The following is a 16,507-nucleotide window of genomic DNA, read 5'->3' as shown; positions in this document are numbered from 1 at the left end:
ACAGAGCTGAGTGTTATTGTCGGGCCGTCAGATCGGGACAGGACCAGAAAATGTCACAGAACAGGAGCGGGCGCGGCCCGTTGGAGCGGCGCCGGGAGATCTCCGGTCATGTGCTGACCGAGGGATCGGTGTCCGCCTCGGAGCTGGCCGAGCGGTTCGGTGTGAGTGTGATGACGATCTACCGCGACATCGGCGAACTCGAACGCGAGGGAGTCCTGCGCAAGTCACGCGGCGGGGTCACCGCCCAGCCGTCCGGGGTGTTCGAGAGCAATGTGGCCTACCGCAAGAAGGCCATGCGCGCGGAGAAGGAGGCGATAGCCGCCAGAGCGGCGACGCTGATCGAGCCCGGCATGTCGGTGATGCTCGACGACTCGACCACCGCGCTGGAACTGGCCAGGCTGCTCCCGCGCATCGAACAGCTGACCGTTGTCACCAACTTCCGCGAAGTACTGAACCTGCTCGCCGAGGAGCGCGGTCTGCGTCTGATGGCGCTGGGCGGCGACTACGACCGGCTGCACGACTCGTTCCTCGGGGTGCCGTGCGTGGAGGCCATCGAGGCGCTGCGGGTCGACCTGTGCTTCGTGTCCACGTCGTCCGTCCACGGCGACTTCGCCTTCCATCAGGAACAGCGCATAGTCGCCGTCAAGCGCGCGATGCTCAAGGCCGCGGAACGCAATGTCCTGATGATCGACCACTCCAAACTCGGCAGGACGGCCCTGCACCGGCTCGCTCCCCTCACCGCCTTCGACACCGTGCTGATCGACGACCGCACCCCGCCGGACGACCTGCGCTCGCTCGACGAGAGCGGCGTCCGTTACGACGTGGCCCCGACCTGAGCGCTGTCCCGGCCACCACACCCGCGATCCACCGCCAAGGGAGAACCCGCGTATGAGAATCCTCGCCGCGGGCGACCACTTCGTCGCCCCTGACCTGTTCACCCGGGAACTGACGGCCGAGATCGGCGCCGGGCACTCGATCGGACAGCTGCTCCTCCCCTGGCCGCTGACGCCCTTCGGGCCCGTCTCCGAGGTGGACGAGGCATCGGGCGACGAGGAGGACATGCTGGTCGCGCTCCAGGGGGCGGGGGTATGTGTCACGCAGATGGGCCCGCTGACCGCGAAGGTCATCGAGGGCTCACCGGATCTGCGGCTCGTCGTCGTCGGCAGGGGCGGTCCCGTCAACGTCAACCTCGACGCGGCGGCGGAGCACGGCGTCCAGGTGTGCAACACCCCGGGCCGCAACGCGGCCGCCACCGCCGAGTACACGGTCGGGCTGCTCCTGACGACGATGCGCAGGATCCCGGAGACCTCCGCGGCGCTCGCGGCGGGCCGGTGGGCCGGCGAGTTCTACACGTACGACAACTGCGGCCCCGGCGTGGACGGCGCGTACGTCGGGCTCATCGGCTGCGGAGCGGTCGGCAGCCGCGTGGCGCGCGCGCTCACCGCGCTCGGCGCGCGGGTCCATGTGTACGACCCGTACGCCGATCCGGACGTCCTGCGCCAGGTGGGCACGCCCGTCGCGGAGCTGGACGATCTCCTGCGCGCCTCCGACATCGTGTCGCTGCACGCGCGGCTGACCCCCGGGACGCGCGGCCTGCTCGGCGCCCGCGAGCTGGCTCTGCTGCCGGCGGGCGCGGTCGTGGTCAACTGCGCGCGCGGCGCGCTCCTGGACGAGGACGCGCTGTGCGACGGACTGGAGTCGGGGCGGCTCGCCGCGGCCGGGCTCGACGTGTTCGCCGTGGAGCCCCCGCCGCCCGGGTCGCGCCTGCGGACGGCACCCCGGCTGGTCATGACGCCTCATCTGGCGGGCGCGAACACCTCGGTCGCGCACAACGCGGCCCGGGTCGCCGCCGCGGAGGTGGGCCGGTTCCTGCGCGGCGAGCCGCTGGCCCACCGGGTCGTCTGACGGGCCACCATACAAAGGTTCACGAACGGGACAGCTCGCAGCCCATCGGCAAGAGGAGAAACAATGTTCGTCGGACTGGACATGGGAACCTCGGTCGTCAAGGCCGCGGCCTTCGCGGAGGACGGCTCCGCGCTGCGGGTGGAATCCACGCCGATCTCGCTCGGCGGCCGGGGCGAGTGCGTCGAACAGGACGTGGAAGAGGTGGTGGAGGCCGCCACGGACGTCCTCGCGGCGGTGACCGGCGGGCGGGCGCCCGCGCTGGTGGCCGTCACCGGGCAGGGCGACGGCCTGTGGCTGGTGGACGCCGAGGGCCGGCCCGTACGCCCGGCGCTGTCGTGGATGGACGGCCGGGCCGGCGCGCTCGTCGCGGAGCGGATGGCCGACGGCACCGCGAAGCGGTTGTACCGCCGTACCGGGAACGTGCTGTTCCCCGGCTCTCCCGGGCCGCTGCTGGCCTGGCTGGACCGGAACGAGCCCGAGTCGCTGGACGCGGCGGCGACCGCCGCGTGCTGCAAGGACATCATCCATCTGCGGCTCACCGGCGAGCGCGGCACCGACCTCTCCGACGCCTCGGTCCCCTTCCTGGACCCGCGCACCCGCACCTACTCCCCCGACGCGCTCGCGGCGCTCGGCCTCGTGCACCGCGCGGAGCTGCTGCCGCCCATCGCGGAGACCCTGCCGTACGGGCAGGCGCGCGGGGATGTCCCGGGTCTGCCCGACGGGACGCCGGTGACCTCGGGGCCCTACGATCTGCCCGCCTCCGCCATCGGCGCGGGAGTGACCGAGCCCGGGGACGGCCTGCTGATCGTCGGGACCACGCTGGCGTGCCAAGTCGTCGTGGAGCGCGTCGCGTTCGAAGCGGACCCGGTCGGGTTCCACCTCGCGACGGCCCGTCCCGACCGCCATATGAGGGCGCTGCCCGCGATGACGGGCACGGTGGCGCTCGACTGGGTGCTCGGGGTCGTGGGCGGCTCCCACGACCAGGTCACCGGCATGCTGGAGGAGAGCCCGCGCGGCGCGCGCGGGGTCGCGGCGCTGCCGTACCTCTCGCCGTCGGGCGAGCGCGCCCCCTTCGTGGACCCCGCCGCGCGCGGCGAGTTCACCGGCCTGGATCTGCGGGCGTCGCGTGCGGACCTGGTGCGCGCGATGTGCGAGTCGATCGCCTTCGCGGCCCGGCACTGCCTGGAAGCCGCAGGCCTCACCGGCGAGTTGGCGGTGTGCGGCGGGGGCGCCCGGAGTCTCGCGTGGCTGCGGCTGTTCGCCGATGTGCTAGGCCGTCCGTTACGGGTCGCCCGGGGGCCGGAACCCGGCGCGCGCGGCGCCGTGCTGGCCGCGTTCGCGGCGCGCGGCCGGGACCTCGGGGGCACGCTGGACGTCGCCGCCTGGACCGCTCCCGACGCGGTGGTGGACCCGGATCCCGTGAGCGTCGCGTTCTACGAACAGGCCTACGCCGACTACCTGTCACGGGTCGAGAGCTCCCGGGCACGGCGGCGCGCGCTCACCCGCTGAGAGGACCGGCGGGGACGGGACCGCGGCCGGAGAGGCCGTGGGAACCCGCGGTCATGCTGTGTCCTCCTCGTCGGTGACGGCGAACGCCGGTGACGCCGGCTCGGTGTGGCCGCTCGCCGGGGAGAAGGCCGCGGTGAAGCGGTAGATCCCGGAGGCCACGCGGTAGACGGCCCGGCCGGTGGCGGCCGGACCGCCTGCGGCGGCCACGTCCCGCGGGTCCGGCGTGACGAGGGTGATGTGCTCGCTGTCCGTCGGCACCCCGCAGGACTCCCGGACCGAGCCGGGGTCCGTGGTGGGCACGCACACCTCGGCTGTGGCGCCGGGTGGCACCCGTACGCGCAGGTCGAAGGTGTCGCCCTGCCGCTCCCAGCGCACGGTGACGGTGCCGCGTGCCGATTCGTGGCGGGCGCTCGCGTGGGTGAGGTCTCCGGGCTTCGGGCTGACGCGCAGGTGCCGGTATCCGGTGGAGCCAGGGTCCTGGTCGAGTCCCGCGACGCCCCGGTAGAGCCATTCGCCGATCGAGCCGAGCGCGTAGTGGTTGAAGGAGTTCATCGACGGTGCGCGGAAGCCCGATTCGGGTGTCCAGCCGTCCCAGCGCTCCCAGATGGTGGTCGCGCCGTGGCGCAGCGGGAACAGCCAGGAGGGCGCGTCGGTACGGCGCAGCAGGGCGTGCGCGAGGTCGGTGCGTCCGTAGGCGTCGAGGACGGGCGCGGCGAGTGCGACGCCGAGGAAGCCGGTCTGGAGGGCGGGGCCCGCCGTCTCGACGAGTTCGGCGAGCCGGCGTGCGGCGGCCTCGGTGTGTTCCCCGGGCAGCAGGCCGAAGGCGAGCGCGAGGAGGTAGCCGGTCTGGGTGTCGCCTTCGACGCGCAGGCCGCCCGCCGCGTCGGTGGTGACGAAGCGCGCGACGAACGCGGCGCGGATGTCGGCGGCCAGGCGGTGGTGTTCGCGGGCCAGGTCCTGGTGGCCGAGGACCGCGGCGGCCCGCGCGGTGAGGTGGGTGCTGTGGGCGAAGTAGGCGGTGGCGACGACGTCGCGCGGTGTGGGGGTGCCGGGGGCCAGCCAGTCGGAGAAGTGCGGCCCGACGTGGTGGCGCCAGATCAGGTCGGGGTTGTGCCGCTGGATCAGGCCGGTCCAGGCGCGCATGGCGTCCAGGGAGCGGGAAAGGAAGCGCGGGTCGTCGTAGGTGCGGTACAGGTGCCACGGGATGATCACGCCCGCGTCGCCCCAGCCGGGCGCGCCTTCGTCGGCGACGCCCGCGAGGCGGGGGGCGACGTTGCTGAAGCCGCCGTCGGGCGTACGGGCGTCCTCGACGTCGCGCAGCCACTTGGTGAAGAACGCGGCGACATCGGCGTTGAGGGCGGCCGTGGGCAGGAAGACCTGCGCGTCGGCGAGCCAGCCGAGCCGTTCGTCGCGCTGCGGGCAGTCCGTGGGAACGCTCACGAAGTTGGAGCGCTGCCCCCAGGCGACGCAGTCGTGGAGCCGGGTGAGGCCGGGGTCGGAGCAGTCGAACTCCCCCGCCCAGGGGGTGTCGCTGTGCAGGGCGACGGCGACCACGTCCGTGTCGTGCAGTCTGGGCAGTCCGCTGATCTCGGCGTAGCGGAAGCCGTGGTAGGTGAAGTGCGGTTCGAACACGGTGTGTTCGCGTCCGTCTCCGATCAGGACGTCGGTGGCGGCGGCGGTGCGCAGGTTGGCCGTGTACAGGCGCTGTTTCTCGTCCAGTACTTCGGCGTGCCGGACGACGACCCGTGCGCCCGCGGCGAGTCCGGCGACGCGCAGCCGTACGCGTCCCGCCAGGTTCTGGCCGAAGTCGACGATGTGGACGTCGTCGTGGACGCGGGTGACGGAGAGCGGGCGCAGTTCGGCCATGGCCCGTACGGGCTCGTCGACGGAGGCCACGAGCAGGCTGTGGTCGGCGTCCGTGATCAGGGCGCGCTGCCAGTCGGTGGCGTCGTAGCCCGGTGACTCCCAGCCCGTGGGCTCGCGCCGGAGGTCGTGGCACTCGCCCATGAGCAGGTCCGCGTGACGGACCGCTCCGGTGCGGGTGAGCCAGGTGTCGTCGGTGACGACGGTGGTGGTGCGCCCTTCGGCGTCGGTGAGGTGGAGTTCGGCGAGGAATTGCGGCACCGTGCCGTAGTGGGCTCCGGCCCTGCGCGGCTCGAAGCCGACGAATCCGCTCCACCAGCCGTCGGCGACGGTTGCCGCGAGCACGTTCTCGCCGGTGCGGACCAACTCGGTGACGTCGTAGGTCTGGTACTGGACGCGCCGGGTGTAGTCGGTCCAGCCGGGGGCCAGTTCGGCGTCGCCGATCCGGGTGCCGTTGAGGCGGACCTCGTACAGGCCGCGTGCGCTCACATAGAGGCGGGCCCGCGTGACGGCGGTGGCGGTGAAGGCACGGCGCAGCAGCGGGCAGGGCGCGAGTCCGTGATCGTCCAGGGCGTGTTCGCCCTCGGTGGGCGCGTCCATGACGGCGATCGGGCTCGGGTCGTGGGTGATCCAGTACGCGCTCCAGTCGGCGCCCGGCGGCGCCACGGAGAGCGCGGTCTCGAACCAGGACGTGGCCTCGGCCGGCTGCCGCGTACCGCGCGGCCATACGGCGACGCGCCAGTGGTAGCGCGTACGGGGACGGAGGGCGGGGCCCGCGTAGAGGACGCCGATCGCGCCCGGGTCCTCGACCCGGCCCGTGTCCCAGAGCGGCCGGCCGTCCTCCGCCAGGTCCTCGGGCCGCTCGGCGACCCTGACCCGGTAGGCGGTGGGGTCGTCACCCCTGCGGTCCGACGCGAGGCGCCAGGAGAGCAGCGGCGCGGGCTCGTCGGTACCGAGCGGGGTGGTGCGGTGGTCGCACCGCAGGGCGTACGGCCGCAGAGCCCGCGCGTCCACTTTCGGAGAACCGGGCACGAGGACGTCCTTCCCCTTCACTCCGCCGACGTGAAGATGATCAGCCGCGAGTGTGAAATTCCCACGATAATTCCGTGGCGAGGAGACTATGAGCCGCCCATAAGGGGTGTCAAGGGTGCTGTCGGCGTGTCAATTCACCTCTCTGTCGCATAATTCCGGCGCGATCCGTGTGCGATCCATCATGTGACTGCCACATAATCGAACGTTAATCTCATCATCGGTACGCTCATGTCCTCGCCGGGCCCGCGTGTGGGCCGGGCCGTGCGGAGGAGATCCTTCTTGAGCTACGACATCGACGCGGTCCGCTCCCGCGTCCCGGCCCTCGAAGCCGGCATCGCCCACTTCGACGGGCCCGGCGGTACGCAGACGCCCCAGCCGGTGATCGACGCCATCAGCGGTGCCCTGGCCCGTCCGCTGTCCAACCGCGGTTCGGCCTCCCCCGGAGAACGGCACGCCGATCAGCTCGTCACCGGAGCCCGGCAGGCGCTGGCGGATCTCCTAGGCGCGGACCCCTCGGGCATCGTCTTCGGCCGCAGCGCCACCCAGCTGACGTACGACTTCGCGCGGACGCTCGCGAAGACGTGGGCACCGGGGGACGAGGTGGTCGTGACGCGGCTCGACCACGACGCGAACATCCGGCCGTGGGTCCAGGCCGCGGCCGCCGCCGGAGCCACCGTGCGCTGGGCCGATTTCGACCCGGCAACCGGCGAGCTGGCGCCGGAGCAGGTGAGCGCGGTCCTCTCGGAGCGCACCCGGCTGGTGGCGGTCACCGCGGCCTCGAACCTCATCGGCACCCGCCCCGACCTCGCGGAGATCTCCCGGCGGGTGCACACCGCGGGCGCCCTTCTGTACGCCGACGGTGTGCACCACACCGCTCACGCCTTCGTCGATGTGGAGGCGCTGGGCGCGGACTTCTACGTCTGCTCCCCCTACAAATTCCTCGGTCCCCATCTGGGTGTGCTCGCCGCGCGGCCCGAACTGCTGGAGACCCTGCTGCCCGACAAGCTGGCGCCGTCCTCGAACGCGGTGCCTGTCCGTTTCGAACTCGGCACGCTGCCTTACGAATTGCTCGCCGGGGCGCGCGCCGCCGTGGACTTCCTCGCGGAACTGGGCGGCCCCTGTCCCGGTACCCGCCGGGAGCGGCTGGCCCACGCGTTCGCCGCGCTGGAGGAGCATGAGAATGTGCTGCGACTGCGGCTTGAGGAAGGCCTCGCGGGGCTCGGTCCCGTCACACTGCACTCGCGGGCGGAGCACCGCACGCCGACGCTGCTGCTCACCCTCGACGGACGTGACACCGCCGACGCCTACCGCCACCTGGCGGAACGTGGAGTGGCCGCGCCCTCCGGTTCCTTCTACGCCCAGGAGGCCTCCCGCAGGCTCGGTCTCGGAGACACCGGCGGACTGCGGGCCGGCCTCGCACCGTACACGTGTGCCGAGGACGTCGACCGGCTGCTGGAGGGCCTGGCCGGCTTCCTCCGCTGAGCCGCACTGACCCGCCGGAGCTGAAGACGCTGCCGCTCAGGCGGCCCTGGCCTGCCTGCGCGTCTCGCGTTCCTCGCGTCCCGCGACCGGTACGTCGAGCGGGCGGGCCAGGCCGGCGACCCCCTCGTCCAGGCGCTGGAGGTGGCGCAGCACCCGGAAGGTGACCGTGCCCGAGCGCAGCGCCCCGGAGCCCCCGCTCTCCAGCATCGAGGCGATGCTGGCTCCGGTGGTGACCTCGCCCTCGGCGTTCTCGTCCAGCACATGCGCGATGAGCACGTCGAGGTTGCGGGTGATGCGCAGACCGGCCCGCGCGAGGCGCGGGTCGGCGGCGATGCTCTTGCTGTACGGCACCAACTCGGCCGTCGCCGCCAGCGAACGGGCGTGGTACGCGCAGGTCTCCAGCAGCGCCACCAGGTAACCGGCGGTCCGCCGCCGCGCCCGCAGCGGGGTGATCGGGTGCGTCAACGGCCTGGTGGAACTGCGCAGTTCATCGAGCGCGGTGTCCAAGTCCCTTGCCATGTCCAGCAGGTCGACGGCAGGTCCGCCGCTCAGCTGTTCCACCGCCGCCTCGGAGACGTCCCGCAGCCTGCCGAGCACCGTGCGCAACTGCTCGTCGGTGCGCTGATCGGTCTGGACGGGCAGGACCAGCACGGCGGCGACGATGCCGCAGGCCGCGCCGAGCGCGGTCTCCTCGATGCGCAGCACGAGCACATCGACGCTGTAGGTGTTGAGCAGTGTGTAGAGCAGGCCGAGCATCGCGGTGACGAAGAACGACATCAGCGCGTACGACAGCGGCGCGCTGAAGAACATCCCGAACACGAAGAGCAGGACCAGGCCGAACGCGGTCCAGGTGTGATTGCCGACCAGACCGGCCAGCGCCACTCCGGCGATCACACCGAAGACCGTGCCGATCAGCCTGCGGTAGCCCTTGACCAGGATCTCGCCGGTGGACGACGTGTTGAGGAAGACCACCCAGCAGGCGAGCACCGCCCAGTACCAGCGCTCCGAGGACAGCAGTTCACCGCCGACGATGGCCAGGGCCGAGCCCACGCAGACCTGGAAGGCGGCCCGGGTGGTGCGCCTGCGCAGCCCGGTCCTGTCCTCCTCGGTCTCCTCGGGACCGCTGATCGCGATGTCCTCGGCCTCGAACTCCTCGCGTGAGCGGGTCATCTCGGGGGTGTCGTCGGCCTCGTCCTCGGGACCGACCAGCGCCAGGCGCAGACCGAGGACGGCGCGCGCGGCCTCACCGAGTCCGCGGAAGACGTCCTGGACGGCGGGTGAGGCAGGCGGCAGGTTCTCCTCCTCACGGTAGCCGAGCAGCCGGTTGCGCACCTGGGCGAGACCGGTGCCGCGGTCCTTCGGCGCGAGGCGGACGGTCAGCAGGTGCAGCGCCTTGAGGTCGCGGCGCAGCGTCACAGTCGCGTCCCCGGTCCGCGCGCGGTCCGCCGAGGCGGGGACCGGCGCGTTCGGCAGGTGCAGGGTGAGGGTGTCGGCGCGCTCGGCGCTGCGGGCGTTCAGCAGCAGCACACCGAGCCGTTCCGCGGTGATCTCGGCGTCGGCGACGCGGCGTTGGAGCAGCGTCGCGGCCGCCGCGTCCCGGGTGCCGTCCTCCAGCCTGCCCTGGATCATGAGCGCGGCTTCGTGCAGCCGGGCGGTGTGCCTGCGCAGGTCACCGAGGACCTTGTCCAGCCGCTCGGGATCGGCGTCGAGCAATTCGGCCTGGGTGGAGGCCAGTTGGGCGAGCCGCGCCCGGAAGGCCCGGCGCAGCCGGTTGAGGACGCGCTCCGGTGTCTCCGGTACGACGGCGAACCGTACGACGGCGCTGCACGCGAAGGCGACCGCCAGGGTCAGGTACAGCCGGGGCAGTACCGGGCCGTCCGCGTGTACGAACAGCGAGATGAAGTAGACCTGGAAGCCGATCAGTCCGAGCGTGGTGCCCCGGTCGCCGAACCTGCGGGCGTACACCGCGCCGAAGATGAGCACGAGGAAGAACAGATCGCCGATGACGACGCGGCTGTTGAGCAGCGCGCCCAGCGACATCGCGGCGAGCGCGACGAGCAGTCCGAGGGCGAGGGTGGCCGCCTGGCCGCGTATGCGCTGCTCCTTGATGGCGAAGGTCGCGACCATGGCAGCCATGGCTCCCGCGACCAGCTCGGTGACCGGAATGCCGAGCAGCGAGAGGACCGCCAGCGCGAGCGCGATCGCCCCGACCGTACGCAGCCCGGCCATCAGCCGCAGCAGCCCCGGATCGGAAGCCGCGAAGCGGTCCCAGGTGCTGGTCCTCGCCCGTCGTATCGCTGCCCGCCGTGATGCTGCCATGGTGCTGTCGTACACTCCTCGACCGATCGGGTACACCCCAGCATCGCACGACCGTTCGGGCTGCTCAGGGGCCGCTCCCGGGCGCTCGCGTACGGCGCCTCTGTGAACTGGCCCCCGGGGCCCGGCTGGCATGATGACCGGCGGGCAGCGGTCGGCGGGCAGCACACACCGGCCGGCGCCGTCATGGACCGTGGACGAAGGTGGTGGGCGATGACTCCGGACAGCCGTACCCGGCGGAAGGCGGCACTCGGCAGTTGGCCGACGCCACTCGAAGCCGCACCGAGGCTGGGCCGCGCGCTCGGACTCGGCGCGGACGATCTGTGGGTCAAGCGCGACGATCTCATCGGCCTGGGCGGCGGTGGGAACAAGGTGCGCAAGCTGGAGTGGACGTGTGGTGCCGCGCTGGCCGACGGCGCCACGGTCCTGGTGACCACCGGCGCGCCGCAGAGCAACCACGCGCGCCTGACGGCCGCCGCCGGCGCCCGGCTGGGGCTGGACGTCGTTCTCGTACTGGCGGGCGCGCCCGGTTCTTCGGCGTCCGGCAACCTCGCGCTCGACGGTCTCTTCGGTGCCACGGTCGTATGGGCGGGCGACGCGGGGGAAGCGGCGCTCGGCGTCGCCGCGGAGCGGACGGCCGAGCGGCTGCGGCGGGAGGGCGCAGTCCCCGCGCTGATCCCCTTCGGCGGGTCCAGCGTGACCGGGGCGCACGGCTACGCGGAGTGCGGGCGTGAACTCCTCGCGCAGGCACCGGATCTGGAGTCCGTCGTCGTCGCGGTCGGCTCCGGCGGCACCATGGCCGGGCTCGTCGGGGCCCTGGGTCCCGCCAGGGTCAGGGGCGTCCACTGCGGCGCTGTCGGCGATCCGGCCGGGACGGTGGCCGAGCTGGTCTCCGGCCTGACGGGGACACGCTGCGCGCCGGAGGAGCTGAGTGTGCGGCTCGACCAGGTCGGCGCCGGTTACGGGGAGTTGACCGAGCCCGTGATGGCCGCGCTGACCCTCGCGGCCGGTACCGAGGGCATCGTGCTCGATCCGGTCTACACCGGTCGTGCGATGGCGGGGCTGATCGCGGCCGTCGAGGAGGGCGAGATCGTTCCCGGGCGGCGCACGGTGTTTCTCCACTCGGGCGGACTGCCCGGACTCTTCGGGCACCCGGCGACGCTCGCGCGGGCGGAGGGCGCGCTGCGGACCGCTCCGTGACGCTTCGCGTCCGACGGCTCCGTGAGGGTGTTACATCCAGCCCCGGCGCGCGGCCTGCCACGCCAGCTGCATGCGGGTCGTGGCGCCCGCGAGGGCCATCATCGCCTGGATGCGCCGCTGTACGGTCCTTCTGCTCAGGCCCAGTTGGCTGGCTATCGCCTTGTCGGCGACGCCCGCCACCAGCAGCGAGAGCAACTGCCGGTCCAGCGCGGGCAGTACCTGTCCGCGGGCCGGTTCGTCGGCGCTGACCGCTCCGGACGCCCCTACGTGCAGCGGTACCGCGTCCTCCCAGTAGCGCTCGAACAGCGCGATCAGCGCCTCCAGCAGGCTGCTGTCACGGACCAGCGCCGTGGTGGGCTCCTCGGAGCTGCCCGAAGGGCCGCCCGGCACCAGCGGGCAGATCGCGATGGCCCGGTCGGACACGGCGAGCCGCAGTGGCAGATGGGGAACCGCGCGGGCGATCTCCCCCGCGCGCACCCCATCCGTCACATTGGCGACCGCGCCGGGGTCGTCGAAGAACGCCTGCTCGTACAGGACGCGGTAGCGCACCCCACGCGCGAGCGCGTCGTACTCGGCGCGGTTGCTGCCCGAGGGCATCGCCACGTACTGCGCCTTGCAGAACCACAGCATCTCGTGGCGGGTGCTGTCCTGGATCTGCCGCAGGTGCTGGCGCAGTGCCTCGGCTCCGGTGATCACTTCGATGAGCTGGTCGGGGTCGCTGCGCCGCCTGGTGCGCCGGTAGGTCTCCAGCAGGCCGGTGACCTCGGCGCGCGCCTGGTCCAGCGCGTCGGACTTGCGTTGCAGCTGCGGCAGCAGGGCGACGTCCGGAGGGGTCGCGGCGAAAGTGCGCGGCGCGCGCTCCGTCCCGCTGGCCAGTCCCTTGGCGATGAGGGCGGCCAGGACGCGTTCCGTCTCGCCCGGGGTCAGCTCGGTGTGTTCCGCGATCTCGTCCGCCGACGCCGTGGACATCGTCACGAGAAGCCGGTAGACGGTTTCCTCGGCGCTCGTCAGGCCGGCTGCCTCCAGCATCGTGTCTCTCCCGCCCCTGTCCGCAGAAATGGCACTATACGCCCTGGTCAGGCGGGTTCCGACGGCGGCAGAAAGCGGCGGGTGCCGAAGGCGTTCTTCCGCCTTCGGCACCCGCCGCGCCCGGGCCGGTCCCCGGAGGGGCCGCTTTCCGCGCTATCCCTTGAGCAGGTACGCGCGCTCCACGGTCTGCTTGACGCTGTTGCCCGCCGCGTCGGTGGCGGTGACGCGCAGGGACACGTGCGTGTCGCCCCACACCCGCAACGACCGCAGGAACGTGGCGTTGAACGTGCCCTGGCCGCGGTCCTTGACCAGCGCCGCCTTGGTCCAGGTCCTGCCGTCGTCGTACGACTCCTCGACCTGTACGCGCACTCCGCGCGGTGTGTCGAGGCCGGGCTGGTTGCGGACCGTCACGCCGATGTCGTGCGAGAGCAGCTGGCGTACCTCGTTGTGCCCGTCGGCGCTCACGTCGTAGTCGAGCTGGAGCAGGGGCAGCGGCGCTTCCTTCGACGTGGTGTCGGAGCGGAACGACCACGACGTCGCCGTCTCGGTGCCGAACTCCCACGCGTCGGAGACCCTGGCGGTGGACACGTCGAGCCGGTAGCCGGCCTTGCCCGGGGCGACGGTGAAGTCCGTCCCGGCGTTGTCGGCCGTACCCACCTTTGCGCCGTCGCGGTACAGCGAGACCGACACGGTGTCGTCCGTCGTCGTCCTCGCGGCTCCGGCTCCCGAGGTGCCGATGCCGCCGTCGCCGCCCGTGGCCGGGCGCGACCAGTGTCCCGCCGTGGAGTCGGTGAACTCGGCTATGTGCAGGGCCAGGAGGTCACCGGAGCGGGTGGACGGTGTCGCCGTGCCGGCCGGGATCGACGGGCGCACGACGGCTCCGAACCACCGCTCGCCGGTCCGGGCGCCCGCCCGGTAGGTGCGCGTGGTGTCCTGCATGCCGGACGTGAGCGGTGTGTCCGGGTCGGAGGCGGGAGTGTGGATCGCGAAGTGCTGCCACAGTGTGTCGCCGGAGGTGATGTACTCCGTGCGCTCGGTGCCGGTCTGCGCGTAACGGCTGTACTGGTTCCAGGCGGTGTCCTGGTACGGACGCCAGCCGAACCGCTGCTCACTGGTCCACGGCAGCGGGCCGTTGTCGGCGTATGTGGTGCGGACCTGGGCGCTGTTGCTGTCCGAGACCGTGTGCACCACGTGCTGCGGGATCTGTCCGGCGGAGATCTGCATGACGTCGTACAGGTACGGGCTCGCGGCCGTGCCGGAGATCGCGATCTCGGTGGTCTGCTTCTTGACGCGCTGCAGCAGTGCGTCGCCGCCCGCCGCGCTCACCCGTACGGCCGGCAGGGCGTAGCGCTCGCCGTCAGGACGCCAGCGGGTCCAGGGGTACATGTCGGAGGGGACGATCATCACGACACCCTTGGCCCCGGCCTTGGCCGCGGCCGCGGTGAGCGCCTGGGAGTTGACTCCGTCGTCCCGTACGACCACGAGCTTGCCCCGTACGCGCGCGGCGCGCAGGTCCGGCGCGTCACCGGCGCCCGCGTCCACCGCGGTCAGCCGCTCGCCCTTGGCACTGAACAACGGCGAGTTCGGCATGTAGTAGGGGTCGAGTTCGATCTTCGCGCCCCGTACCTCGGTGTCGAGCATGGGGGCGACGAGCTGCCAGCGTGAGGCGAACTCGAACGTGCCCTCGATCACGCGGGCGGTCGGGCTGACGTAGAGACGCTTGGCCACATCGTAGAACATCGTGCCCTGGATCAGGCCCTTTCCGTCAATCTGACGGTAGGTCTGGTAGGTGAGGGCGCCGCGCTGCTCGGCGGGCTTGGGCGTACGGATCTCCACCTGCGTGGTCGTACGCGCGTCCAGGGTGACGGACGCGTCCTTGGTGATCTTCACCTCGGGCAGCACGACCTCCCGCAGCTCCTGGCCGTCGGACGCGTCGTCCAGCTCCGTGTAGCTGAGCTGGTACGTGCCCTCCTCGACCTCCGCGACGGCGGGGCTGAAGCTCTCGTAGTCCACGAATCCGGCGGAACCCCAGAGCGCCGGCAGCGCGTCGACCCGCTTGCCGTTGTGGTCGAGGGTGGTGACGGTGAGCCGGTGTGTCGGGCGCTTCACCACGAGGCTCACGGTGGTGTGCAGGACCACGGCGCCGTCGGCGGAGGTGGCGGTGACGTAGCCGTAGTAGTCGCCGCGCTCGACGAGCGAGGCGTCGGCGGTCAGTGGCACGTCGGCGGTGGCGCCGGGGGCGACCTGGACGGAGGAGGCGCCGAGCGTGACCGCGCCGTCCCTGGGTTTCTGTCCGTCGGTGGTGGCGAGCCGGGCCGTCAGGCGCAGCGAGACGGCGGTCTTCGAGGCGTTGGTGTAGCGGATAGTGGCGCCGGCGGGGCCGTTGGCCTTGCTCCCCGTGCCGCCGGTCTGGAGCGGGCCGAGGGCGACCGTGCCGGTCGCGGTGAGGGAGCCGAGCGCGGCGGCCGCCAGATCGATCCGGCCTCCGCCCTGCTCGGTCGGCAGCCGGCCGGGCACCGTACGCGCGGTGCTGATCAGGGCGTCCTTGAGCTGCTGGGCCTGCCAGTCCGGGTGTTCCTGGGCGAGCAGCGCGGCGGCGCCCGCCACGTGCGGGGTGGCCATCGAGGTGCCGGAGGCGGCGACGTAGTACTCGTCGACGGGCTCGCCCATGAGCGTTCCGGCGGCCTTGGCGGCCACGATGTCGACACCGGGAGCGGTGACATCGGGCTTCACCGCCTTGTCACCCACGCGCGGTCCGCGGCTGGAGAAGGGGGCGAGCGAGTCGTCGCGGTCGACGGCGCCGACGGTGAGCGCCGCGTCGGCGGCGCCCGGCGTGCCGATGGACTGCGCTCCCGACTCACCGCTGTTGCCGGCTGCGACGACGAACAGTGTGCCGGTGCTCGCGGTGAGTTCGTCGACGGCGGCGCTCATCGGGTCGGTGCCGTCGGTCGGGGTCTCGGAGCCCAGACTCATGTTGACGACCCTGGCCCCCTCGGCCGCGGCCCACTCCATGCCCTCGATGATCTGGGACTGGCTGCCGTAGCCGTCGTCGCCGAGCACCTTGCCGACCATCAGCTCGGCCTGCGAGGCGACTCCCTTGCGGGTTCCGCCGGACGCGGCGCCGGTGCCGCCGACGATGGACGCGACGTGGGTGCCGTGGCCGAAGATGTCGTTGGTGTTGCCGCTGCCGGAGAAGTCCTTCGTCTCCAGAACCCGGCCCGCCAGGTCGGGGTGGGTCTGGTCGACACCGGTGTCGAGGACGGCGACCTTGACGCCCTTGCCCTGGTAGCCGGCGTCCCAGGCGGCGGGGGCGTTGATCTGTCCGGTGCTGCGGTCCAGGTCCGCCGAGACCTTGCCGTCGAGCCAGATCTTCGGGGTGGCGGCGATCCGCGCGGACGCCGATCCGCCTGCCGCCGGGGCGAGTTCCTTCCAGAACCGGCCGAGGTCGTCCCCGGCGACGCGCAGCGAGCGGGCGTTGATGCTCTCCAGCGTGAGTGAGGGCGCGGAGTCGTCGTTCAGCGCGGAGAGCGCGGACAGGGTGTCCCGCCGCGCGGCCGTGGCGCCGGACTCCTGGGACACGATGAGCGGCAGCGCGTCGGTGTGCGCCTCGTCGTAGCCCTGCGCGATGAGCGCGGACACATCGAACAGCTGCCGGTCCAGTGTTCCCGCCGAGATCAGGTCCAGGGCGTCGGACGGCAGGACCGTCAGATCGCCGTCCTGCTCCACGGTCTTGAAGAGCACACCCTGCCTGCCGGGGCCGGGCCGCACCGTGGCCGCCCGCTTTCCGTCGGCGCCCGCGGCGACGGTCACCCGGTCGCCGGTGATCAGCCGTACCGTGGCACCGGGGTCCACTGCCCCTGACGTGCCCACAGCCGGGCCCCGGGCCGATGGCGCGGCCGACACGGGCGCCACGGCACCCGCTGTCAGCAGCAGAACCATCGATACCGCCGCCGGAAGGCGGGTCCGTCTCATATGTCCAGCCCCTTCGTCACACACCGCTGTTCACGCGTTGTGGGACAGACTCCGGTAGCGCCGGAGGGACTGTCACTGATTCCGGGTGTCGGGGGGGGGGGCGGGGAGAACCCCCCCCCCCCCCCGGAGGTTGATTGGGGGGGGGGCCCCCGGGGGGGGGGACGCGCGGGGGTGGGGGGGATGGGGCGGAGGGAGGGGA

The 16,507-nt window shown here is 72.4% G+C and carries 9 protein-coding genes; 5 read left to right on the top strand and 4 right to left on the bottom strand.

The features are described from left to right. Positions 1-50 precede the first annotated feature (50 nt). The 3 genes from ACIP6N_RS28990 to ACIP6N_RS28980 all read left to right on the top strand — a co-directional run bounded on the left by ACIP6N_RS28990 (position 51) and on the right by ACIP6N_RS28980 (position 3,414). Positions 51-836: a DeoR/GlpR family DNA-binding transcription regulator gene (locus ACIP6N_RS28990; RefSeq protein ID WP_401820525.1), complete on the top strand. Its 786-nt coding sequence runs from the start codon at positions 51-53 to the stop codon at positions 834-836. Positions 837-888: 52 nt separating this feature from the next. After that, complete coding sequence (locus ACIP6N_RS28985; protein ID WP_401820522.1) at positions 889-1,905, top strand: 2-hydroxyacid dehydrogenase; 1,017 nt, start codon at positions 889-891, stop codon at positions 1,903-1,905. Positions 1,906-1,968: 63 nt separating this feature from the next. Next, on the top strand, positions 1,969-3,414 hold the full coding sequence (locus ACIP6N_RS28980) for an FGGY family carbohydrate kinase (protein WP_401820519.1): 1,446 nt from the start codon (positions 1,969-1,971) through the stop codon (positions 3,412-3,414). Positions 3,415-3,465: 51 nt separating this feature from the next. Here ACIP6N_RS28980 and ACIP6N_RS28975 read toward each other — a convergent pair whose 3' ends face one another. Continuing rightward, the gene (locus ACIP6N_RS28975; RefSeq protein ID WP_401820516.1) at positions 3,466-6,309 is read right to left on the bottom strand and encodes a family 78 glycoside hydrolase catalytic domain; all 2,844 of its coding nucleotides are present in this window, start codon (positions 6,307-6,309) and stop codon (positions 3,466-3,468) included. A 279-nt stretch (positions 6,310-6,588) separates the two neighbouring features. Between ACIP6N_RS28975 and ACIP6N_RS28970 the strand changes: the two genes are divergently transcribed. Beyond that, the gene (locus tag ACIP6N_RS28970) at positions 6,589-7,791 is read left to right on the top strand and encodes a cysteine desulfurase-like protein (RefSeq protein WP_401820513.1); all 1,203 of its coding nucleotides are present in this window, start codon (positions 6,589-6,591) and stop codon (positions 7,789-7,791) included. 36 nt (positions 7,792-7,827) lie between these two features. Here the strand turns inward: ACIP6N_RS28970 and ACIP6N_RS28965 are convergent, their stop codons facing one another. Further along, positions 7,828-10,110: an FUSC family protein gene (locus tag ACIP6N_RS28965; protein ID WP_401820511.1), complete on the bottom strand. Its 2,283-nt coding sequence runs from the start codon at positions 10,108-10,110 to the stop codon at positions 7,828-7,830. A 210-nt stretch (positions 10,111-10,320) separates the two neighbouring features. Here ACIP6N_RS28965 and ACIP6N_RS28960 point away from each other — a divergent pair, with 210 nt between their 5' ends. Next, entirely contained in the window at positions 10,321-11,307 is a 987-nt protein-coding gene (locus ACIP6N_RS28960; RefSeq protein WP_401820508.1) for a D-cysteine desulfhydrase family protein, read from the top strand. A gap of 30 nt (positions 11,308-11,337) precedes the next feature. On the opposite strand, the gene ACIP6N_RS28955 is transcribed toward ACIP6N_RS28960, so the two are convergent. Together ACIP6N_RS28955 and ACIP6N_RS28950 are read right to left on the bottom strand one after the other, a co-directional pair. After that, positions 11,338-12,336, bottom strand: coding sequence for a helix-turn-helix domain-containing protein (locus ACIP6N_RS28955; RefSeq protein ID WP_401820505.1), 999 nt, complete (start codon positions 12,334-12,336; stop codon positions 11,338-11,340). A 153-nt stretch (positions 12,337-12,489) separates the two neighbouring features. Beyond that, a complete protein-coding gene (locus tag ACIP6N_RS28950; protein WP_401820502.1) occupies positions 12,490-16,308 on the bottom strand; it encodes a S8 family serine peptidase in 3,819 nt (1,272 codons plus the stop codon). Positions 16,309-16,507: the final 199 nt, after the last annotated feature.

The organism is Streptomyces sp. NPDC088725, from assembly GCF_044751305.1.
Taxonomy (GTDB): domain Bacteria; phylum Actinomycetota; class Actinomycetes; order Streptomycetales; family Streptomycetaceae; genus Streptomyces.
The sequence above is the reverse complement of the archived record's forward strand: the minus strand, read 5'-3'. Positions and strand labels throughout refer to the sequence as shown.

What these genes read in the sequence shown, in the direction of transcription:
- ACIP6N_RS28990 (WP_401820525.1), top strand. Translation starts at nt 51, where the DNA reads ATGTCACAGAACAGGAGCGGGCGCGGCCCGTTGGAGCGGCGCCGGGAG.
- ACIP6N_RS28985 (WP_401820522.1), top strand. Translation starts at nt 889, where the DNA reads ATGAGAATCCTCGCCGCGGGCGACCACTTCGTCGCCCCTGACCTGTTC.
- ACIP6N_RS28980 (WP_401820519.1), top strand. Translation starts at nt 1,969, where the DNA reads ATGTTCGTCGGACTGGACATGGGAACCTCGGTCGTCAAGGCCGCGGCC.
- ACIP6N_RS28965 (WP_401820511.1), bottom strand. Translation starts at nt 10,110, where the DNA reads ATGGCAGCATCACGGCGGGCAGCGATACGACGGGCGAGGACCAGCACC.
- ACIP6N_RS28960 (WP_401820508.1), top strand. Translation starts at nt 10,321, where the DNA reads ATGACTCCGGACAGCCGTACCCGGCGGAAGGCGGCACTCGGCAGTTGG.
- ACIP6N_RS28955 (WP_401820505.1), bottom strand. Translation starts at nt 12,336, where the DNA reads ATGCTGGAGGCAGCCGGCCTGACGAGCGCCGAGGAAACCGTCTACCGG.
- ACIP6N_RS28950 (WP_401820502.1), bottom strand. Translation starts at nt 16,308, where the DNA reads ATGAGACGGACCCGCCTTCCGGCGGCGGTATCGATGGTTCTGCTGCTG.